The sequence below is a fragment of the Pseudidiomarina sp. CB1 genome, from assembly GCF_024752025.1.
Taxonomy (GTDB): Bacteria; Pseudomonadota; Gammaproteobacteria; order Enterobacterales; family Alteromonadaceae; genus Pseudidiomarina.
This window is the reverse complement of sequence record NZ_JANTPU010000001.1, coordinates 886,860-907,295: the sequence shown is the minus strand read 5'-3', so window position 1 is coordinate 907,295 and position 20,436 is coordinate 886,860. Positions and strand designations below refer to the sequence as shown.

At 50.5% G+C, this 20,436-nt stretch carries 19 protein-coding genes and 3 pseudogenes; 15 read left to right on the top strand and 7 right to left on the bottom strand.

What is annotated here, in order from left to right; genetic code table 11:
• Positions 1–30: 30 nt before the first annotated feature.
• From NV375_RS04455 to NV375_RS04435, 5 genes are read left to right on the top strand one after another with little or no spacing between them, the layout of a single operon-like run.
• Positions 31–708 carry a methylamine utilization protein gene (locus NV375_RS04455; RefSeq protein WP_258807129.1) on the top strand — a complete coding sequence of 226 codons (678 nt, stop codon included), beginning with the start codon at positions 31–33 and terminating at the stop codon, positions 706–708.
• Complete coding sequence (locus NV375_RS04450) at positions 698–2,974, top strand: bifunctional diguanylate cyclase/phosphodiesterase (RefSeq protein WP_258807128.1); 2,277 nt, start codon at positions 698–700, stop codon at positions 2,972–2,974. Before NV375_RS04455 ends, NV375_RS04450 begins: the two co-directional genes overlap by 11 nt.
• Positions 2,964–3,821 (top strand): DUF3034 family protein, encoded by an 858-nt coding sequence (locus NV375_RS04445; protein WP_258807127.1) that lies wholly within the window; start codon positions 2,964–2,966, stop codon positions 3,819–3,821. The genes NV375_RS04450 and NV375_RS04445 overlap by 11 nt, the downstream gene beginning before the upstream one ends.
• A 12-nt stretch (positions 3,822–3,833) precedes the next feature.
• A complete protein-coding gene (locus NV375_RS04440) occupies positions 3,834–4,253 on the top strand; it encodes a group 1 truncated hemoglobin (protein ID WP_258807126.1) in 420 nt (139 codons plus the stop codon).
• Positions 4,254–4,255: 2 nt separating this feature from the next.
• Positions 4,256–5,089 carry a sulfurtransferase gene (locus tag NV375_RS04435; protein WP_258807125.1) on the top strand — a complete coding sequence of 278 codons (834 nt, stop codon included), beginning with the start codon at positions 4,256–4,258 and terminating at the stop codon, positions 5,087–5,089.
• A gap of 47 nt (positions 5,090–5,136) precedes the next feature.
• Here the strand turns inward: NV375_RS04435 and ychF are convergent, their stop codons facing one another.
• The 6 genes from ychF to lolB form a co-directional block, all read right to left on the bottom strand.
• Complete coding sequence (gene ychF, locus NV375_RS04430; protein WP_258807124.1) at positions 5,137–6,228, bottom strand: redox-regulated ATPase YchF; 1,092 nt, start codon at positions 6,226–6,228, stop codon at positions 5,137–5,139.
• A 20-nt stretch (positions 6,229–6,248) separates the two neighbouring features.
• On the bottom strand, positions 6,249–6,836 hold the full coding sequence (pth, locus tag NV375_RS04425; RefSeq protein ID WP_126770894.1) for an aminoacyl-tRNA hydrolase: 588 nt from the start codon (positions 6,834–6,836) through the stop codon (positions 6,249–6,251).
• Between the two features lie 6 nt (positions 6,837–6,842).
• Positions 6,843–7,520 (bottom strand): 50S ribosomal protein L25/general stress protein Ctc, encoded by a 678-nt coding sequence (locus NV375_RS04420; RefSeq protein ID WP_258240148.1) that lies wholly within the window; start codon positions 7,518–7,520, stop codon positions 6,843–6,845.
• A gap of 112 nt (positions 7,521–7,632) precedes the next feature.
• A complete protein-coding gene (locus tag NV375_RS04415; protein WP_126770890.1) occupies positions 7,633–8,580 on the bottom strand; it encodes a ribose-phosphate pyrophosphokinase in 948 nt (315 codons plus the stop codon).
• Between the two features lie 14 nt (positions 8,581–8,594).
• The gene (gene ispE, locus NV375_RS04410) at positions 8,595–9,458 is read right to left on the bottom strand and encodes a 4-(cytidine 5'-diphospho)-2-C-methyl-D-erythritol kinase (protein WP_258807123.1); all 864 of its coding nucleotides are present in this window, start codon (positions 9,456–9,458) and stop codon (positions 8,595–8,597) included.
• Complete coding sequence (lolB, locus tag NV375_RS04405; RefSeq protein ID WP_258807122.1) at positions 9,446–10,078, bottom strand: lipoprotein insertase outer membrane protein LolB; 633 nt, start codon at positions 10,076–10,078, stop codon at positions 9,446–9,448. The genes ispE and lolB overlap by 13 nt, the downstream gene beginning before the upstream one ends.
• Positions 10,079–10,172: 94 nt before the next feature.
• Here lolB and hemA point away from each other — a divergent pair, with 94 nt between their 5' ends.
• The 8 genes and pseudogenes from hemA to kdsA all read left to right on the top strand — a co-directional run.
• Positions 10,173–11,435, top strand: coding sequence for a glutamyl-tRNA reductase (hemA, locus tag NV375_RS04400; RefSeq protein ID WP_258807121.1), 1,263 nt, complete (start codon positions 10,173–10,175; stop codon positions 11,433–11,435).
• A gap of 16 nt (positions 11,436–11,451) precedes the next feature.
• A complete protein-coding gene (gene prfA, locus NV375_RS04395; RefSeq protein ID WP_126772697.1) occupies positions 11,452–12,543 on the top strand; it encodes a peptide chain release factor 1 in 1,092 nt (363 codons plus the stop codon).
• Between the two features lie 2 nt (positions 12,544–12,545).
• On the top strand, positions 12,546–13,415 hold the full coding sequence (gene prmC, locus NV375_RS04390) for a peptide chain release factor N(5)-glutamine methyltransferase (protein WP_405035602.1): 870 nt from the start codon (positions 12,546–12,548) through the stop codon (positions 13,413–13,415).
• Positions 13,405–13,911, top strand: a pseudogene (locus tag NV375_RS04385) (response regulator); the annotation flags it as partial. The gene prmC and the pseudogene NV375_RS04385, both read left to right, overlap by 11 nt.
• A gap of 92 nt (positions 13,912–14,003) precedes the next feature.
• On the top strand, positions 14,004–14,381 hold the full coding sequence (locus NV375_RS04380; protein WP_258807120.1) for a SirB2 family protein: 378 nt from the start codon (positions 14,004–14,006) through the stop codon (positions 14,379–14,381).
• A 30-nt stretch (positions 14,382–14,411) separates the two neighbouring features.
• Positions 14,412–15,233, top strand: a complete 822-nt coding sequence (locus NV375_RS04375; protein WP_258807119.1) for a SirB1 family protein — start codon at positions 14,412–14,414, stop codon at positions 15,231–15,233.
• Between the two features lie 24 nt (positions 15,234–15,257).
• Positions 15,258–16,508 carry a DUF819 domain-containing protein gene (locus tag NV375_RS04370; RefSeq protein ID WP_258807118.1) on the top strand — a complete coding sequence of 417 codons (1,251 nt, stop codon included), beginning with the start codon at positions 15,258–15,260 and terminating at the stop codon, positions 16,506–16,508.
• A 9-nt stretch (positions 16,509–16,517) separates the two neighbouring features.
• A pseudogene (gene kdsA / locus NV375_RS04365) lies at positions 16,518–17,342 on the top strand (3-deoxy-8-phosphooctulonate synthase); the annotation flags it as partial.
• Here the strand turns inward: kdsA and NV375_RS12620 are convergent.
• A pseudogene (locus tag NV375_RS12620) lies at positions 17,314–17,397 on the bottom strand (hypothetical protein); the annotation flags it as partial. The pseudogenes kdsA and NV375_RS12620 overlap by 29 nt on opposite strands.
• 64 nt (positions 17,398–17,461) lie before the next feature.
• Between NV375_RS12620 and NV375_RS04360 the strand changes: the two are divergent.
• Complete coding sequence (locus NV375_RS04360; RefSeq protein ID WP_258807116.1) at positions 17,462–18,109, top strand: TetR/AcrR family transcriptional regulator; 648 nt, start codon at positions 17,462–17,464, stop codon at positions 18,107–18,109.
• Positions 18,110–18,117: 8 nt separating this feature from the next.
• The gene (locus tag NV375_RS04355) at positions 18,118–20,418 is read left to right on the top strand and encodes an acyl-CoA dehydrogenase (protein WP_258807115.1); all 2,301 of its coding nucleotides are present in this window, start codon (positions 18,118–18,120) and stop codon (positions 20,416–20,418) included.
• Positions 20,419–20,436 lie beyond the last annotated feature (18 nt).

The window sequence follows — 20,436 nt, the reverse complement described above, 5'->3', positions numbered from 1 at the left end:
CACTTAATTATTATTAAGCATGGGGTGCAAATGCTGAACTTTCAAATCTCACTGCGACTTTTACTGCCGACGCTCTTGTTTGTTGGCGGATTGACGATGGTTCAAAGTCAGGCGCGTGAACTTGAAATCGTGGTTACTGACGCTAACGGGCAAGTGCTCCCGCAAGCGGTCGTTTCTATCGACTTTGCGCCCGCAGCAAAAGCACCCACAGCAGCCATCATTGACCAGGTCGATCGCTTGTTCACCCCATTTATTTCAACGATCCAGCCGGGCTCAACGGTGAACTTCCCGAACAGCGATAATATCCGCCATCAAGTGTATTCGTTTTCGCCAGCGAAAACCTTTGAGTTACCTCTGTATAGTAACCGCGAGGCTCCGGCGATCACTTTTCCAGAGCCAGGCATTGTGGTGTTAGGTTGTAATATACATGACCACATGCGGGCTTATTTGTATGTGAGTCCGCATGCGCAATCACGTTTGACGGATGGCAATGGCCTCGTGATTCTTGAAGCACCTAGCGATGCTACGCAGGTGCATGTGTGGTATCCCGGGCTTGGTGATGAAACTACCGCCGAGCGCCACTTTGACGTAGCGAGCGATCAAGCGCAGTTGCGTGTGCAACTCCAAGTCGCGCCGCAACAGCAAAACCCACCACCGCCATCACCGCTGCAGCAGCGCTTTAATAAGTTAAAAGACCATGCGCATTAGTTTTCGCTCTCGGCTACTGCTGCTCTTTATCAGTTTGGCTGGCGGCGTGCTACTGGCCACGCTGATCGCGGTGACGTTTGCTACTGAAAAGCAGGCTGAACTGACGGTGGAGCGTGAACTCGCCGTGAGTGAGCGGGTATTAGGTGAGCTACTTAAACGTCGGGGCGAGCAATTAGAACAAGCGGCACAGGTATTGGCTGATGATTTTGGCTTTCGTGAGGCCGTCGCTAGTGGTGATCAAGCAACCCTCGTTTCCGCCATGGTGAACCATGGTGATCGCATTGGTACGCAGTTGATGGCGCTGTATAGCGTCGACGGTGAAGAATTAGCAAGTACACATGCACTGCCAACAGGAACCGATTTTAGTGCGTTACGTGGCGTGCGCTTGATTGACGGTGAACTCTTTCAACTGATAACCGTGCCTGTGCGCGCGCCAGATGTTATCGCCTACGCAACCTTGGGCTTTATTATCGATGACCAACTTGCCGATGCGCTTAAGCAACTGACCAATACTGATCTGACATTCTTTGATAGCCAGGGACAACGGGTGCTCGCCTCGAGTTTAAAGCAACCATTGCAACAAGAGTTGCTGACCGCCGCGGGCCAAGATCAGCTTCCCGCTTGGCTGGAAGAACAGGAACTCGCTGGACATTTGTCGACATTTAATGCCATTGAATTGTTGGTAAGTACCTCGCGGCTCGATGCGACGCAAGCTTTTCAGAACTTGCGCACGCAATATTTAGGTTTCGGTTTTGCAACGTTGTTGGTTGCATTGGTCTTAGCAATTGCGACTGCAAGGTATTTTAACCAGCCGCTCGCGCGTTTAACCCAAGCAGCCGAAGCCTTGCGCCGAGGTCGCTATGACGCGCCCTTGAACCTTAAACGCCAAGACGAGTTTGGCCAGTTAGGGGCAACTTTTGACACTATGCGTGAGGCCATTGCCGATCGTGAGCAACGCATTGTGTATCAACTCGAGCATGATTTGCTAACGAGTTTACCGAATCGCGAATCATTTTATAAAAACCTTCAACAACGCCTGACTGCGCGACAGAGTGGGGTCATGCTAGTACTCAACATCATGCGCTTTCGTGCCCTCAACGATAGGTTAGGACAAAGTTTCGGAGACCAAGTTTTACAACACGTTGCTAAGCGTTTGCGTGAAGTGTTTGCTGCAGATTGTTTTGTTGCGCGCTTGGCGAGTGATGAGTTTGTGGTGCTCTGTGATACCGCCGCAGAAGAGCAACTTGGCGCAAGTCTCAAAACCTTGCAGCGCACACGTTGGCATGTAGGTGAGGCGAGCTATCGCTTGGAGTTTCGAGCTGGCACAGTGCGCTTTCCGGAATACGGGGCTGAAGTCGATGTGTTGTTGCGGCGTGCGCAATTAGCCGCACAGTTGGCGCGTGCAGAGAAGCAACTCTTGGCATCGTATCAGCAGGGGAGTGACGAGAGTTATTTGCGTCGCTTGCAAATTCTTCAGGCATTGCCCGATGCCATCGCAAGCCGCAAGTTGCAGTTGCATTATCAACCTAAAATCGATTGTACAACGGGTCGCGTGGTTGGTGCAGAAGCTTTGATTCGCTGGCAACACGAACAGTTGGGCGTGATTCGACCTGATGAATTTATTCCGCTCGCCGAGCAGTCCGGCGATATTCTTCGGGTGACGCGATGGGTATGCGAGGCGGCTTTGAATCAGCAACAGTATTGGTTGGAGCAGGGCGTCGATGTGCAAATGTCGGTGAACCTATCCGCTTTAGATTTGCAGTCTGATGACTTTGTTCAGTTCATCGCTACGGAACTCGATAAACGTCATCTTGATGCTTTTAAATTAACGCTGGAAGTCACTGAAAGTGCGGTGATGGCTGACCTCGAAAAGGCGCAACAGCGCTTGCGCGAGCTGCGTGAACTAGGCTGTAAGATAGCGCTCGACGACTATGGCACCGGTTACGCCTCTTTAGCCCAGTTAAAGCATCTTCCGCTCGACAAATTGAAGCTGGATCAAAGCTTTATCCGCGGTCTCAATAGCAATGAAAGTGACCGTATTATTGTGCAGTCAACATTAACTTTAGCCCATCAGCTGCACTTGCACACCGTCGCTGAGGGCGTCGAAGAAGAAGCCGCTTGGCTGCTATTGCAAAAGATGGGGTGCGATACCTTGCAGGGCTATTATTTTAGTCGCCCCTTGGCGGCAGTGGAATTTGAGCAGTGGCTTATAAACGAAGCTCCAAAGTTTAATGTGAAAGAGAAAAAGGCATTCAATGATGATTAATGCATTTGCTAAGCAGGTTGGGATTGGCCTTATTGTAGGCATCAGCTTGGCTTGCCAAACAGTTTACGCTGATGATGGGAAATTGCTTGCGACCGGCGCCGTGACCTCTATCGAGGGCTCTGGTGGTGGTGGTATCGTGCCGTGGGCAACCACCGCGAGTTACGCTGAGGAAGGCGAGTGGGGCGTAACCGTGAATGCCAACTTTGCGGATGTCGAAGACTTTCAGTTGGGCGTGCAGAGCCTTAACTTCACCTACGATAATCGTGTTGAAGTAAGTTTCGCTCAGCAACGCCTAGGGCTGAACACTATTGGCGGAGACCTAAAACAAGATATCTTCGGCGTTAAGGTGCGACTCGCGGGCGATTTAGTTTATGGCGATATGCCGCAGTTAAGCGTTGGATTACAACACAAGCGCAACCAAACTTACGGCTTGCCCGCTGCGGTTGGCGCGCAAGACGACAGCGGCACGGACTTTTACTTTAGTGCCGCGAAAGCTTGGCTTGCAGGTCCGTTGGAGCGAACTTGGGTGGCCAACTACACACTGCGGGCAACGAAAGCGAACCAATTAGGTTTGCTTGGGTTTGGCGGCGACAAAAATGACAGTTATGACTACGTGAGCGAAGCCAGCCTTGGCATGTTCGTTAATCGCCATTGGCTGGTTGGTGTGGAGTACCGCCAGAAGCCCGATAATTTGAGCTTTGCCAAAGAGTATGACTGGCGTGACGTGTTTGTCGGCTGGTTCCCAACTAAATCGGTCGCTTTGGTGGTCGCGTATGTTGATCTCAAATCGATCGCAGGTTTGCCTGATCAAACAGGTGCCTATGCGTCATTACAGGTGAGCTTCTAAGGAGTAGCGGCGATGAAATTTTTGCAAATGACCTTGATGAGTTTCGTTCTCCTGCTTGCCAGTGCGGGCGCTCATGCGAGTTCCCTCTACCAGGAACTTGGTGAAAAACAGGGCATTGATGACCTCATGGCGACCTTTGTGCTGGAGATTGCGGAAGACGAGCGGGTGATCGAGCACTTTGAAAATGCCGACATTGATCGTTTTCATCGCATGATCAGTCTGCATGTTTGCGAGTTAGTGGGCGGGCCCTGCACGTATGACGGCGCCAATATGATTGAAGTTCACACCGGCATGGGTATTACCCGTACTGAATTTAATGCGATTGTGGAAAATTTAATTAATGCCATGGAACAACATGAGATTCCTGTTTCTGCGCAAAACCAATTGCTTGATATTCTTGCTGATTTCCATGGCGAAATCGTAGGTCGTTAATTATGACGCTTGTCTCAACCGAATGGCTCGCGGCACGCCTAGATGATCCACAGGTCAAAGTATTTGACGCCAGCATGCAAAAGGTTATCGGTCGTACTCCGCTTGAATACGATCATTTACAGGTGATTCCTGGCGCGCGCAACCTTGTGCTGGAGCAGGAGTTGACTGAGACAAACGCGTCGCTGCCCAACGCGTTTCCTTCGGCTGAGCAAGTCACACAATGGTTGCGGCATAATGACGTCGATCCTGACGACACTCTGGTTTTGTATGATAATCAAGGCATTTACTCCGCGCCTCGAGCATGGGTGGTATTGCAGGCCATGGGCCTGTCGAACGCTGTCATTTTGGATGGTGGTTTGCCAAAGTGGTTGGCGGAGCAGCGTCCAGTTGCCAATGAATACCAAGCCGCAAAGGGCACCGGAACGGTCACTGCGCAATTGCAGCGCGAGTGGCTTGCCGCCTGCGATGAGGTGCTGCACGCTTCGACAAGCGGTGAGGCTGTTATTGTGGATGCGCGTTCAGCGGAGCGGTTTGCGGGCAAGAAAGAAGAGCCGCGAGCGGGGATACGTGCGGGGCACATGCCTAATGCGAAAAATTTGCCTTTTGCTATGGTTCTGCAGGGAGACGGGTATGCCGATGTTCAACAACTTCAGCGGACCTTCGCCGAGCTTAGCGAGCAGCAGCCTCTTATTACCACCTGTGGCTCCGGTATCACCGCCTGCATTTTGCTGGTGGCGGCACGACTTGCTGGCTATCAGCAGGTGAAGCTCTATGACGGGTCATGGTCGGAGTGGGGGAGTCGAGACGATCTCCCTATCGAGACAGGCGAGCACTAAAAAGCCCACCGAAGTGGGCTTTTCTGAGGACTCTTTGCGTTTGGCGCTTAAACGTTAAAGCGGAACAAAATCACATCACCGTCTTTTACGATGTAATCTTTACCTTCTTCACGACGTTTACCTGCTTCTTTCGCGCCTTGCTCACCTTTGTAAGTAATGTAATCATCGAAAGCGACCACGACGGCACGGATAAAGCCTTTCTCAAAGTCAGTGTGGATTTTACCTGCGGCCTGCGGGGCAGTAGCGCCGACAGGAATCGTCCAAGCGCGTACTTCTTTCGGACCTGCGGTGAAGTAGGTTTGCAGGTTCAGAAGCTCATAACCACCGCGGATAACACGGTTCAAACCCGGTTCTTCGATGCCTAAATCAGCCATGAATTCAGCTTTCTCGTCGTCATCAAGCTCGGCGATTTCGCTTTCAATTTCCGCGCAAACAGGAACCACGATAGCGTCTTCTTTCGAAGCGATTTCGCGCACTTTGTCCAGATACGGGTTGTTTTCGAAGCCGTCATCGTTGACGTTAGCAATGTACATGGTTGGCTTTAAGGTCAACAGATTGTACGAACGAATGGTTGCACGTTCGTCTTTACTGAGTTCCACCGAGCGGGCCATGTCACCGTTTTCAAGCGCTGGCAGTAATTTCTCAAGTACAGCGATTTCAGCCACGGCTTGCTTGTCGCCGCCTTTAGCCTTTTTGCCTAAACGGTGAATTGCTTTTTCGACGCTGTCGAGGTCTGCCAAAGCCAGTTCGGTGTTGATGACTTCAATATCTTCTTGCGGGTTCACCTGACCAGCAACGTGCACAATGTTGTCGTTCTCAAAACAACGTACCACGTGACCAATGGCGTCAGTTTCACGGATATTGGCGAGGAATTGGTTGCCCAAGCCTTCACCTTTCGATGCGCCTTTAACGAGGCCCGCGATATCCACAAATTCCATGGTAGTCGGGAGCACGCGTTGCGGGTTCACGATGGCTGCAAGCTGATCTAAACGTGGATCAGGTACGGCAACCACGCCCGTATTTGGCTCAATGGTACAGAAAGGGAAGTTGGCAGCTTCAATACCCGCTTTGGTTAAGGCGTTAAACAAAGTAGATTTACCAACGTTCGGCAAACCAACAATACCGCATTTGAATCCCATACTTATTCTCTCTCTGTACGTTAAAGCTGTGCTTTGAAACTATGCAGCTGCTGCTGTGCAGCGCGCATGTCTTGATCGAGCAACAATTCTATACTGTTGCATGCTTGCGCAATGGTATCGTCCATCAACTGTTGGTCTTGTGCAGGCGCTTTACCCAACACATAGCCGGTCACTTTGCTTTTGTGCCCCGGATGACCGATACCAATACGTAAGCGATGAAAATCAGGGCTACCAAGGGCAGCAATCATGTCTTTGATGCCATTGTGGCCACCACTGCCGCCGCCAGTTTTGAACTTGGCAACGCCTGGAGGCAGATCTAATTCGTCATAAGCAACCAGAATTTCTTCTGGCTTGATTTTGAAGAAGTTCGCCAAAGCGCCTACCGACTTTCCGCTTTTGTTCATAAACGTCATCGGCTCGAGCAGACGTAAGTCCCATGCACCTTTTTGTAAGCGCGCGGTATGACCAAAGAATTTTGTTTCGGGTTGCAAGCTCAAGCTATAGCGGCGGGCGAATTCTTCGACCAACCAGAAGCCTGCATTGTGGCGGGTTTGGGAATATTCGGGGCCTGGATTTCCCAGGCCCACGAGTAGACGAATTGTCGACATAATGCCTTATTCTTCGTCTTTTTTGTCTTCTTCTTCACTTTCTTTAGCGGTTGGTACTTCTGGAGAAACTTCTTCAGTCTCTTCAGTTTCTTCTTTCTCTACACGTGGTGCAGTGATAGAAACGACCGCTTGGTCATGGTCTTCACCTTTGGTTAACTCGACCAATTCAACGCCGTTTGGCAATGCAAGGTCAGTTAAGTGCAAGGTGTCACCAATCGCCATGTTTGCTACGTCAACTTCCAAGTACTCAGGTAAGTCTTTCGGCAAACAAGTGATTTCAACGTCATTCACGTGGTGAACAACAACACCGCCTTCGTCTTTCACGCCTTTCGCAGTCTTCTCGTTCAAGAAGTGCAGTGGTACGTGGGTGTGTAACTTCTGACCTTTTTCTACGCGTTGGAAGTCAAGGTGAGTCAACTTAGGCTTGTATGGGTGACGTTGAATGTCCTTCAAGATAGCCTGATGCTTCTTGCCGTCGATGACCAAGGTCAAAATGTGCGAGTAGAAAGCTTCGTAATCGGCCATGTTGTTCACTTTGTTGTGATCAAGGGTCAATGACACAGCTTCTTTGTTCGCACCGTACAAGATTGCAGGCACTTTGTCTGCGCGACGCAGGCGGCGGCTCGCACCTTTCCCTGTATCAGTACGCAGTTCTGCTTGAATAGTAAAATCGATATCCGACATGGAGTGTCTCCGTTAAATAAAAATAAGTCGGTGATTCGCGACCAAATCCCGACACTTTCCTCGCTCATTTTCGAGGGCGCGGAATAGTACCACCCGCGCCAACAAAATTCAATCAATACTCAAACATTGCCGAGATGGATTCTTCGTTGCTCACGCGGCGCAATGCTTCTGATAGCATGCCGCTCAAGGTTAACTGGTGAACCTTATCTAAGGCCTTCATTTCAGGGCTTAATGGAATGCTATCGGTGACCACAACGTGGTCAATGTTCGATTCGCGAATGTTGTTCACCGCACCACCAGAAAAAACTGGATGCGTTGCGTAGGCGAACACTCGACGTGCACCGTTTTCTTTCAGGGCGTCAGCCGCTTTACAAAGCGTACCGCCAGTGTCGATCATGTCGTCGACGATGATGCAATCGCGATCTTGCACGTCACCGATAATGTGCATTACTTGCGATTCGTTTGCCCGCGGGCGACGTTTATCGATGATGGCAAGGTCGATGTCATTCAATAACTTGGCCATTGCTCGCGCTCGCACTACACCACCGATGTCTGGTGAAACCACCACAGGGTTATGGAATTGTTGTTTACTTAAGTGCTCGAGCAAGACAGGGGTACCAAAGACGTTGTCGACAGGGACATCGAAGAAGCCTTGAATCTGCTCGGCATGGAGGTCAACGGTTAAAACACGGTCAACACCAACACTCGAAAGAAAGTCTGCGACGACTTTAGAGGTGATAGGCACACGTGCAGAGCGCACGCGGCGGTCTTGGCGAGCATAGCCAAAATACGGCATGACAGCAGTGATACGACCGGCCGATGCGCGACGCAGGGCGTCAACCATGACAATGAGTTCCATCAGGTTGTCATTGGTAGGAGCGCATGTTGATTGGATGATAAAAACGTCAGAACCACGGACATTTTCGTTGATTTTTACGCTGATTTCACCGTCGCTAAAACGGCCAACCTCGGCATCGCCGAGTTTGATGTAGAGTCGGTCAGCAATCTTCTGGGCGAGTTCTGGCGTGGCGTTGCCAGCAAAGAGCTTCATGTCAGGCACACTAAACCTCAATCTTAGTTGGTCAGGTTGTCAGTTGAAGCCTGCCGCAGTTGCTGGCAGACCGGGGATTCGTTTAAACCACGTGCGACAAAGCCATTCCATTGGGCGGGCATCCGTGCGAGCGCAGCACGCGCTAATTCTTGGCTTTCAAAAGCACCGAAGAGACAGGCGCCGGTACCGGTAAGCCGAGTTGGCGCGTATTCTACCAACCAGTCGAGGGCCTTGGCAACTTCCGGGTACAGTTCGCGGACCAGTGGCTCGAAGACATTTTGTGTGGTTTGCTGCTGCCAAGTCTCGCGAGCGAGCGGTGGGCAGTCACGTTGCAATGCTGGGTGTTGGAATAGTGTCGCGGTACTAATATGGACACCGGGATCAATGACCAAGTACCAAGGACTGCTAGGCTGCACGGGGTAAAGCTGCTCGCCGATACCTTCGGCGAATGCGGCGTGACCGCGCACAAAAACAGGTACGTCAGCACCTAGTTGTAAGCCAAGGTCAGCGAGCTGATCTTCATTGAACTGTAAGTCCCACAGCTGATTAAGGGCGAGCAGCGTTGTTGCCGCATCCGACGAACCACCGCCTAATCCGCCGCCGTAGGGGAGACGTTTATCCAGAATGATTCGTACCCCTTGCTTTACCGACTGCTGCTTTTGCAGGAGCTGTGCTGCGCGTACCACTAAATTGTCAGCGGTGTTGAGTGCGGCGGCTGAACATTGAAACTCAATCGTTGGTGCCGTTAAGCGCGTAAAGCTTAAAATATCGTGCAGGTCTAAAAACTGAAAGACGCTCTGTAACTCATGATAGCCGTCGTCACGACGCCCAGTGATATGCAAAAATAGATTTAGCTTCGCTGGCGCGGGTAAAACTAAAGTTTCCATTCGCTCACCCGTAACTTAATTCGCCATGCTGAACTACGCAGTTCAACATTGTGCGGCAAAAACAGCCGTCCAGATTGCTGTTCGTAGTTATTTAACTGCACTTGCCATTGTTGTTCATTGCGTGTGACCAGATAACTCATTAGTGGCGCCATTGCGAGATCGTGGTCATTTAGCAACAGGTAGCGCTGCTGTTCGGCGCCTTGCGGACGGGCGCCGACAATAACCTGCTGTAACAGCGCAATGGGCAGCTCAAAGTTAAACAACCGCGCCACTAACGACTCGGCGTTATAGCCATAATAGGCTTGCTCGTCTTCATCGTAGTAGGTTGCTCCTTGGGCATCCTGCTCTAACCGCGCCAAAGTGCCTTTTAGTGGATGATAAAAGCGCAGCTGTAAGCGCTCAGGCGATTGTTTCCACTCAAGGTAAACAGCGTCACGTTCATCAGCAGTTAAATTAAACAGGGCGATTTGCCCGCGCAACTGCCAACGTTGCAATGCGTCAACTTGATCTTGATGGCGAGACACAGCGTTCGCATCGATTGCGTCCATCGGAATTTCTTCAGGTGGTGCTGCGCAGCCACTCAAAATCAGTGAAAACAAGAGCAATAAGCGTAGTTTCATGGACTTGTCCAAGGTTTGGTGTGCTTTTCATCATGCGGCCTTTAACGTACAATTAGCGGCGTTTTGCTGTGCCAGAGGCTCGCTTTTTTCCATTATGACTATTTTTGCACTCGGTGTTAACCATAAAACCGCTTCCGTAGACTTACGTGAGCAAATAGCGTTCTCGCCTGAGCAGTTGCATAGTGCACTGCCGGCTCTGCGTGAGCAGACGGGCGTGCGTGAAGCTGTGATTGTGTCGACCTGTAATCGCACCGAGATTTATTGCCATGCCGATGGCCAAAGTGGGCCGTCGAGCGATTTATTGCTCGGCTGGCTGGCTGGCTATCACGGGGTGCCGGCGACGGCCTTGCAAAGTCACAGCTACTGCCACACGGATGCTGCTGCTATCGATCACCTCATGCGTGTCGCAAGCGGTCTTGATTCGCTGATTTTAGGTGAGCCGCAAATCCTTGGACAAGTGAAGCAGGCTTATCAGTTCGCGAAGAATCAAGCTAGCGTGGGTGGTATACTCGAGCGCTTGTTCCAGCAAACCTTTCACATTGCGAAGCGCGTGCGCAGTGAAACCGCGGTAGGAGAAAACGCCGTTTCGGTCGCCTTTGCTGCGGTGAATTTGGCACGACACATTTTTGCGGACCTAGAGCAGGCATCGGTATTATTGGTGGGCGCTGGCGATACCGCCGAGTTGGTGGCACAGCACTTAACCGAAATCGGGGTCGATAAGCTTACAGTCGCTAACCGGACATTAATGCGCGCTGAAACCGTGGCGACTAAGTTCAACGGGCAAGCACACACCCTTGGCGAATTGCCAGAGTTACTGCCGCAAGCTGATATTGTTATTTCTTCGACCGCGAGTACTCTCCCGATCATTGGTAAAGGCTTGATTGAAAGCGCATTGAAGCAGCGCAAACGCAAACCCATGCTGCTCATTGATTTAGCTGTCCCACGCGACATTGAAGCGCAAGTGGATGAGCTCAGCGATGCCTATTTGTATAGCGTTGATGACCTGCAAGGCATCATTCAAGAAAACATGCGTAACCGTGAAGAAGCGGCGGCGCAAGCACAGGCGATGATCCTCGAGCAAACTGAGCAGTTTATGACGTGGCTGCGTGGTCTGGATCATGTCGATGTTTTGCGTGATTTTCGGCAACACACTGAGCAACTGGCGCAGGATCAGTTACAACGTGCTCGCAATCAATTGGCGGCTGGAAAGCCTGCCGAAGAGGTGATGGCTGAACTCACGCAGAGGCTCACCAAACAATTTTTACACGCACCAACCAGAACCTTGCGTGAAGCCGGAGCGAAAGGCGATTACCAGACGCTCGCGGTATTTCAGCAACTCTATAACGATAACGATTAAGGTTTCTTAAGCTATGATGAATCCTTCGATTACCCGCAAACTCGAAGCCCTTTTAGAGCGCTACGAAGAAGTGCAGCATTTGCTAAGTGATGCCGGCATTATTGCGGACCAAGAGCGCTTTCGTGCGCTCTCACGTGAATACGCTCAATTAGAAGAGTTGGTGAAGTGTTTTCGTGATTATCAGCAAGCCCAAGAAGACGCCGCAGCGGCCGAAGAAATGCTCGCTGAAGATGATGCTGAAATGCGAGAAATGGGCCAACTGGAGCTCGAAACTGCACAAGCCAAGCAAGAAGAGCTGGCGCAGGAATTACAGATTCTCTTGTTGCCACGCGATCCGAATGATGATCGTCCATGTTATTTAGAAATCCGTGCTGGAGCAGGTGGTGACGAAGCCGCCATCTTTGCTGGTGACTTGTTCCGTATGTACAGCCGCTATGCCGAGCAACATGGTTGGCGCGTGAGTATTGTCAATGCCAACGAAGGTGAGCACGGCGGTTACAAAGAGGTGATCGCGCACGTTTCTGGTGATGGCGCTTACGGGCGGATGAAATTTGAATCGGGTGGACACCGTGTACAACGTGTTCCTGAAACCGAGTCACAGGGCCGCGTACACACGTCAGCGTGTACTGTCGCAGTGCTACCAGAAGTGCCTGAAGCAGAGGCCATAGAGATCAACCCGGCGGATCTACGCGTCGATACCTTCCGCGCCTCGGGTGCCGGTGGTCAGCACGTTAACCGCACTGATTCGGCGATTCGTATTACACACATTCCGTCAGGTATTGTGGTGGAGTGTCAAGATGAACGTTCACAGCACAAAAACCGCGCCAAGGCGATGTCCGTATTGCAAGCACGCTTGCAACAAGCGGCTGATGACAAACGTTTGGCCGAAGAACAAGCAACCCGTCGCAGTCTCGTTGCCAGTGGCGACCGGTCGGAGCGGATTCGTACCTACAATTATCCACAGGGGCGCGTTAGCGATCACCGCATCAACCTAACCCTTTATCGTTTGGATGAAGTCCTCAATGGTGCGTTGGACTTAATTCTTGATGCTATTGTGCAAGAGCACCAAGCCGATCAGCTCGCCGCCTTGGCTGAGCAACAGGGGTAAGGGTGCAAATTCAGGCTTGGTTGCGCCATGCGCGAACGTGTATCGAGGCAAGCCAAGCGGCAAGTGCAACGCCGCAGTTGGACGCTGAAGTGATACTTGCGCATGTACTGTCGTGTTCACGCACTTATTTGCATACTTGGCCTGATAAAGTGCTTGATGAGAACCAACTAAAGCGCGCTGAAGGGCTATTGCAACAGCGGGCGACCGGATTACCAGTCGCGCACCTGCTGGGCGAACGAGAATTCTGGTCGTTGCCTTTAGAGGTGAATGCGAGCACGTTGATCCCGCGACCGGATAGTGAGTGCCTGGTTGAACAAGCACTGCAATTACCCTTACCGGCGCAAGCACGCGTGCTTGACCTTGGCACTGGCACTGGTGCAATTGCGCTGGCGCTGAAAAGTGAGCGACCGCAGTGGCAGGTTGTGGCGGTAGATAAAGCTGTCGATGCCGTAAAGCTGGCACAAGCGAATGCAGAGCGCCTGAGACTTGTTGTTGAAGTGCAACAAAGTGATTGGTTTCGTAACATTGCCGAGCAGCGCTTTGATTTGATTGTAAGCAACCCGCCGTACATTGATGCTCGCGATCCGCATTTACAACAAGGCGATGTACGTTTTGAACCACACTCTGCTTTAGTGGCTGGAGCGAGCGGTTTTGCTGATTTAGCAATAATCATAACAACCGCCCGGAGCTATCTGAATGCCAACGGCTGGCTGGTCTTGGAACATGGTTGGGAACAAGCGGCGCAATGTCGTATAGCGTTGCATGAGGCGGGTTATGGGCAGGTACAAAGTCAACGCGATTATGCTAATCTGGAGCGCATAACGTTTGGCCAATGGGAATCAGATAAAGGGAGCGAGACGGATGTCGAATGAATTCTTATTTGCCCATGAACAACCGGAAAAGAAAACATCAGAGGCGACCCCGCAGCGGCCGAAATGGAAAATTCTGATCGTTGATGACGAGAAGGAAGTTCATGCAGTGACGCGATTGGCACTGATGGACGTGACCTTTGAAGGCGCGGGACTGGAGTTTTTCAGCGCTCACTCTATAGCGGAAGCCAAGGCACAAATTGATGCTCATGAAGATTTGGCGTTGGTATTACTCGACGTCGTTATGGAAACCGATGACGCAGGCCTACAGGTGGCGAACTACATTCGCCAGCACAAAGGCAATCAACAAGCACGGATCATCCTGCGCACGGGGCAACCAGGTCAAGCTCCCGAACGCGCGGTGGTGCTCAATTATGACATTAATGACTACAAAGCGAAGACCGAGTTAACGTCACAAAAACTGTTTACGAGTGTGATGTCCGCCTTGCGTTCGTATCGCGATATTATGCAGGTGGAACAGCAACGTCAGCACTTAGAAAACCGTCTTAAACGCATCGTCGAATTACTCGAGAGCGACTATCCAGCCGCCGCTGCCGCGGTGCAACAACAATTAGAAAAAGAGGACTCAAAGTGATCCCATATATTGCGTTAAAACATCTCCATGTCACGTTCGTGGCCATAAGTGTGTTATTATTTGTGCTTCGCTTTTTTTGGCGCAGCATTGATGCCAAGGTCGCACAACAAAAGTGGGTTAAAGTTGTTCCCCATGTGATTGATACCTTCTTGTTGTTGACGATCGTCGGTATGTTGTTGCATTGGGGCCAATGGCCATGGGAAACCTCATGGTTAGGTAATAAATTACTTGGTTTAGTGGGTTACATCGCGTTTGGTTTAGTGGCGATGAAAGCACAAACTACAGCATTGCGCTTCGGTGGTTTCATTGTCGCGTTGGGCTGGATTGGCTTTCTGTTCCACGTGGCCTTCAGTAAGCAAGCGTTGATTGGTTAATTTTTAGGCTAACTCTGAATAAAGGATGCTATGCAAAGTACTATGCGGTTTTCGTACTTAGAACATGTTGAACATGAACTGTTACCGACCATTGAAATTCTTTGGGAGGTGAGTCGCGTTTTTCATGCGGATAGCGATCATTATGTCAGCTCATTTTACCAGCAGCTGAGTGGCTTAAAAGAGCATTCAGAGTTGACGGATCTTGATGGCGTGGAGCGCCTGCGGGAACTCTGCCGCGTATTTTACTGGCAGCTTGGCTTCAGCAAGGCGCCTGAACAGCTGCTAACTAATAAACGGGTATTGGTCGATCGGGCAATTCGCCTGCGCACCGGCGAGCCCTTTAGTTTGGCGCTGCTCTTACAAGAAGCTGCGAATTATTTTGGCCTAGAGCTTGAGCTAATTGACTTTCCAGACTACCCATTACTGCGCTTTGACCACGATCAGCATAGCTACTTTGTTGATCCAAGTAGCGGTGACCTGCTGTTAGGCGAGCAGGTGCAGGAGCGCTTTGAAGATGCTACCGAAGGTAGCGAAGACTTTAGCTGGGACAAACTTGAAGCTGCCGAGCAAAAGCATATCTTGGTGCGTTACTTGAGTGAGCTTAAGCATGCGTTTATCAGCGATCGGCGCTTTGCCGATGCGCTGACCACGGTGCATATGTTACTTACTATTTTGCCCGACGATCCTTACGAGATACGTGACCGCGGCTATATTTTGGAAGAACTGGATTGCAATCACGTAGCGGTTGACGATTATCAGTACTTTGTCGAACAATGCCCTGATGATCCGAGTGCTCAGTTACTGCGCTTACAGCTAGAGAATTGGACAACCCCGCAAACCGTTTTGCATTAATTATAATAACGATAAGAGGTGAACGTGGAAGCTGCTCCCTTGATTACGAATGATGGTATTATTTTCGGCCTTTTGGCCGTCATTCTTGGTGCCATTTTTTATACCCAACAGAGTACGAGTTCATTCTGGCAGAAGTTTTATCAGTGGGTGCCAGCGCTGTTGCTTTGTTACTTTGTGCCATCGTTGCTGAATACGTTCGGCATCGTTAACGGTAGCGAGACCGCTATTTATCCGTTAGTGATGGACTACTTACTCCCGACCTGTTTGGTGTTATTGACCTTAAGTTTAGATTTAAAGGCAATATTTCGTCTTGGCCCCAAACTCTTGATTCTCTTCCTTACTGGTACTGTCGGTATTGTCATTGGCGGACCAATTGCGTTGCTGATCGTGTCGGCGATTTTCCCTGAGATGCTTGGTGGTGCTGGCCCTGATGCGGTATGGCGCGGGATGACCACCATCGCTGGTAGCTGGATCGGTGGCGGTGCAAACCAAGCCGCGATGAAGGAAGTTTACGAAGTCGGTGGCGAAATTTTCTCAGCCATGGTTACCGTCGACATTATTGTCGCAAACCTATGGATGGCGGTGTTGCTGTACATGGCGGCAAACAGTAAAAAAATTGATGCCCGTATCGGTGCTGACACTAGCGGTATTGAAGCGATTAAAGAACGTGTCGAGAAATATGAGGCCGAGCACCGTCGCGAAGCCAAACTACCTGATTTGGTGTTCATCTTAGCTGTCGGTTTCGGTGTCGCGGGTCTTGGCCACTTCGGCGCTGATCTTATTGCGCCTTACATCGCGGACAACATGCCAGTATTAAAAGACTTTAGCTTAGATAAAAAGTTCTTCTGGTTGATCGTCATTGCGACGACCTTGGGTGTGGCGCTGTCGTTTACGAAGGCGCGTAAACTTGAAGGCGTTGGTGCATCCAAAATTGGTTCGTTGTTTGTTTATATCCTGGTTGCGACCATTGGTTTGCATATGGATGTGAGCGCAATTATGGAAGTGCCGAAGTACTTCTTAATTGGTGGCATTTGGATGCTTATTCACGCCGGTTTGATGTTACTTGTCGCACGTATTCTAAAAGCACCAGTGTTTTACATGGCTGTAGGTAGCCAAGCTAACGTCGGTGGGGCCGCGTCGGCACCTGTTGTGGCGTCAGCATTCCATCCGTCATTGGCACCTGTGGGTGTACTATTAGCGGTTCTTGGTTATGCATTAGGTACTTACATGGCCTATATTTGTGGACAAATTCTACGCGTAATCGCAGCTGGTTAAGGATACGACGTGTTTAATACTGAAGAGATCAAAGTCGGTGACGTGCAAGTGGGGAACCACTTGCCGTTCGTATTGTTTGGCGGCATGAATGTGCTCGAATCACGCGACATGGCAATGCGCGTAGCCGAGCACTATGTTGAAGTCACCCAACGTTTGGGAATTCCTTACGTCTTTAAAGCGTCGTTTGACAAAGCAAACCGTTCATCGATTCATTCGTATCGTGGTCCGGGACTTGATAAAGGGCTCGAGATCTTTGCCGAAATCAAGCGTACGTTCAATGTTCCGGTGATCACCGACGTGCATGAACCTCATCAAGCGGCACCGGTGGCAGAGGTGGCTGACATCCTGCAGTTACCGGCATTTTTAGCGCGGCAAACCGACTTGGTTGTTGCCATGGCACAAACAGGTGCGGTCATAAACGTGAAAAAACCGCAGTTCTTAGCGCCTCATGAAATGCGTCACATTCTGAAGAAATTTGCTGAAGCGGAGAATCATAAAGTGATTTTATGCGAACGCGGCAGCTGTTTTGGCTATAACAACCTTGTTGTTGATATGCTCGGTATGGACGAAATGCGACAAATGGCTCCTGTCATGTTCGATGCGACACACGCGTTGCAACGCCCAGGCGGTCGCGCTGACTCCGCCGATGGTCGTCGAGCGCAGGCTGCAGTGCTGGCGCGCTCAGGTATGGCATTAGGGCTGGCTGGATTGTTTATCGAAGCGCATCCTGATCCTGATCAAGCGAAGTGCGATGGCCCATGTGCATTACCGCTGAGTAAGCTAGAACCGTACTTACAACAAATGCAGGCCGTCGATAATCTAGTGAAAGGTTTTGCGCCGCTGGACACCTCGAACGTTTAGGTTGAAAGGCTGAGATACCACCTTGCACCCATGCGCAACATGCTTTAAATTAAAACGCATGTTTAAAATGGATGTTCCAAACGGTGGTGAAGATGGCAAAGCGCATCACAACCCAAGAAAAAATTCTTAATGCTGCTGAAGCTTTGTTTGCAGAACAAGGCTTTGAGCAGACGTCCTTGCGGCAAATTACCACTGAAGCCAATGTTAATTTGGCTTCAGTCAATTATCATTTCGGCTCCAAAAAGGCGCTCATACAAGCGGTAATGGCACGTTACCTTGAAGTTTTCATGCCTAAGCTTGCTGAACAGCTCACTGTCCTGAATGCCCGTGGTAATTTTTCCACCCGTGATGTCTTCGATTGTTTCCGCGAACCGCTCGCTGAGTTAAAGCAAGTGCGTAAACATGGCCCGACTTTATTTCTCAGTTTGCTGGGTTTCGCCTATGCTGAAATACAGGGGCATTTGCGTCGCTATACCATGGAGCACTTTGGCGAAGTCATGGCGCTCTTGCTAGATACTTTGCATCTAGCCAATCCGCAACTAAGCCCGGTCGACATGTTTTGGCGGCTACACTTCGTCCTAGGGGCTACCGTGTTTGCGCAAGTTTCGGGGCCAGCGTTGCGAGAAATAGCCGCTGCAGACTTTGGTGAAGCAGTGGCTGCCGATCAAGTGATCGACCGACTCATTCCATTTCTTGCCGGCGGCCTAGACGCTGCAAGTCATTCTTCAACTGTGGAGTAAAGAAAGCTATGGAAATCCTCATTCTACTGATTGTCGCCGCTGTGTTGTTGTTTGCGGTGAAAGAGATTCGGCGGAGTTTGATTAGTCGTCCAATGTTTGGCTTTTTTAAGCGTGTTCTCCCGCCGTTGTCGAATACCGAACGTGAAGCCATGACTGCCGGTGATGTCTGGTGGGATGCTGAACTTTTTAGTGGTCGTCCTGATTGGCATCGTTTCCATCAACACAAGCCACCGCAGTTTACTGAAGAAGAACAGGCCTTTATTGATCATCAGTTGGAAAAGTTGTTGGCCATGCTCGATGACTTCCAGATCGTGCAACAAGATCGTGACCTACCGAAACAAGTTTGGGATTACATCCGCAAAGAGAAGTTTTTTGCGATGATCATTGGCAAAGAATTTGGTGGTTTAGATTTTTCGCCTGCCGCAAACTCCTACATTGTATCCCGCATTGCGACTCGCTCGATCAGCGCCGCGGTGACGGTTATGGTACCGAACTCATTGGGGCCAGGCGAACTGTTGAGCCATTACGGTACTGACGAACAAAAAAATTATTGGTTGCCGCGACTTGCGGATGGTACCGATATTCCCTGTTTTGCTTTAACTGCACCCGAAGCAGGTTCGGATGCGGGCGCGATTCCTGACACTGGAATTATTTGCAAAGGCGAACATGACGGCAAAGAAGTGGTCGGTATCCGCCTGAATTGGGATAAGCGTTACATCACCCTTGCACCGGTCGCTACGGTATTGGGTTTGGCCTTCAAACTATACGATCCAGAGGGCTTGTTAGGTGATAAAGAAGACATCGGTATTACCTGTGCGCTGATTCCAACGAACCACTCTGGGGTCGAAACCGGTGAACGCCATTTCCCGTTGAATCAAGCATTTATGAATGGCACGACCTACGGTAAAGACGTATTTATCCCGCTGGACTGGATCATTGGTGGTCAAGAATATGCTGGCAAGGGCTGGCGCATGCTGATGGAGTGTTTGTCGGCGGGGCGGGGGATTTCATTACCTGCGTTAGCCACTGCGACGGGGCATGTCGCACAACGAATGACCGGAGCCTATGCTTATGTACGCCAACAGTTCGGTTTGCCGATTGGTAAATTTGAGGGGGTACAAGAAGCGTTGGGCCGGATTGGTGGTTTCAACTACAGCATTGAATCCATGCGGCGCTTAACCGTTGCTGCCTTATGTGAAGGTAAGAGCCCGTCGGTGATTACCGCGATGACCAAATACCATATGACGGAAATGGGCCGTCAGGTGATGGAAGATGCGATGGATATTCACGCCGGTAAAGGTATCCAGTTAGGGCCGAAAAACTATCTCGGTCACGGCTACATGGCAACCCCTGTATCGATCACTGTTGAGGGAGCCAACATTCTTACCCGCAATTTGATGATTTTTGGACAGGGTGCAACGCGTTGCCACCCTTACGTACTGAAAGAGATGGACGCTGCGGCAAACCCCGACGAAGAGCAAGGTTTACGCGATTTTGATGAGCTGTTGATTAAGCATATTGGCTTTGCTGCCAGCAACTTCTTTGGCAGTTTGTGGATGGGGCTAACCGGCGCGCGCTTCAACGCTAGCCCAATTAGTGGTCCTACAGCCCGTTATTATCAACATCTTACTCGTATGAGCCGGGCGCTGGCCTTAACCGCAGACGTTGCGATGTTGATTTTAGGTGGTGACCTTAAACGCAAAGAGATGCTATCGGCGCGTTTAGGTGACGTACTTAGTCATCTTTACATGGCCTCCGCAGTACTCAAGCGCTACGAAGATGATGGTCGCCAAAATGGCGATATGGCCTACGTGGACTATGCCGTTCAGCGTCACCTGTACGAGATTGGCGAGGCCTTTCGTGGTTTTCTTGCAAATTTCCCAAATCGTTTTATCGCTTGGACGTTGCGGTTGGCAATTTTCCCGTTGGGCATTCACTACGAAGCGCCTAATGATGAGCTCTTGCAAGACATTGCCGACGATATGATGGTGCCAGGAGTGACGCGTGATCGGCACACCTTTTTGTGCTACTGGAAAGATGACCCGAAAGATATGACCGGCCACATGGAGTTGGCGTTTGTTGGCATGAAGGAGCATGAGGCACTCTACAAACGTCTACAGAAAGCCGAAAAACGAGGGGAAATTCCACCTGATTTGGCCGGTGATGAATTGGTCAAAGCTGCTCGTAAAGCGGATTTAATCACCGCTGACGAAGCGAAGAGCTTGAAGAAAATCGAACAGTTGCGTTTAACGGCAATCGCCGTGGATCAGTTTGCACCAGGGACGTTAGAAAAGAAAACGTTCGCCTAATCGGTGGAGAAGGCGAAC

Bases quoted from the DNA above. Each gene is read 5' to 3' on its own strand.
- NV375_RS04355 (WP_258807115.1), top strand. From the start codon at position 18,118: ATGGAAATCCTCATTCTACTGATTGTCGCCGCTGTGTTGTTGTTTGCG.
- lolB (WP_258807122.1), bottom strand. From the start codon at position 10,078: ATGAAACTACGCTTATTGCTCTTGTTTTCACTGATTTTGAGTGGCTGC.
- pth (WP_126770894.1), bottom strand. From the start codon at position 6,836: ATGTCGACAATTCGTCTACTCGTGGGCCTGGGAAATCCAGGCCCCGAA.
- ispE (WP_258807123.1), bottom strand. From the start codon at position 9,458: ATGGAAACTTTAGTTTTACCCGCGCCAGCGAAGCTAAATCTATTTTTG.
- NV375_RS04420 (WP_258240148.1), bottom strand. From the start codon at position 7,520: ATGTCGGATATCGATTTTACTATTCAAGCAGAACTGCGTACTGATACA.
- prfA (WP_126772697.1), top strand. From the start codon at position 11,452: ATGAATCCTTCGATTACCCGCAAACTCGAAGCCCTTTTAGAGCGCTAC.
- NV375_RS04450 (WP_258807128.1), top strand. From the start codon at position 698: ATGCGCATTAGTTTTCGCTCTCGGCTACTGCTGCTCTTTATCAGTTTG.
- ychF (WP_258807124.1), bottom strand. From the start codon at position 6,228: ATGGGATTCAAATGCGGTATTGTTGGTTTGCCGAACGTTGGTAAATCT.
- NV375_RS04375 (WP_258807119.1), top strand. From the start codon at position 14,412: ATGCAAAGTACTATGCGGTTTTCGTACTTAGAACATGTTGAACATGAA.
- NV375_RS04440 (WP_258807126.1), top strand. From the start codon at position 3,834: ATGAAATTTTTGCAAATGACCTTGATGAGTTTCGTTCTCCTGCTTGCC.
- NV375_RS04445 (WP_258807127.1), top strand. From the start codon at position 2,964: ATGATGATTAATGCATTTGCTAAGCAGGTTGGGATTGGCCTTATTGTA.
- NV375_RS04435 (WP_258807125.1), top strand. From the start codon at position 4,256: ATGACGCTTGTCTCAACCGAATGGCTCGCGGCACGCCTAGATGATCCA.
- hemA (WP_258807121.1), top strand. From the start codon at position 10,173: ATGACTATTTTTGCACTCGGTGTTAACCATAAAACCGCTTCCGTAGAC.
- NV375_RS04360 (WP_258807116.1), top strand. From the start codon at position 17,462: ATGGCAAAGCGCATCACAACCCAAGAAAAAATTCTTAATGCTGCTGAA.
- NV375_RS04455 (WP_258807129.1), top strand. From the start codon at position 31: ATGCTGAACTTTCAAATCTCACTGCGACTTTTACTGCCGACGCTCTTG.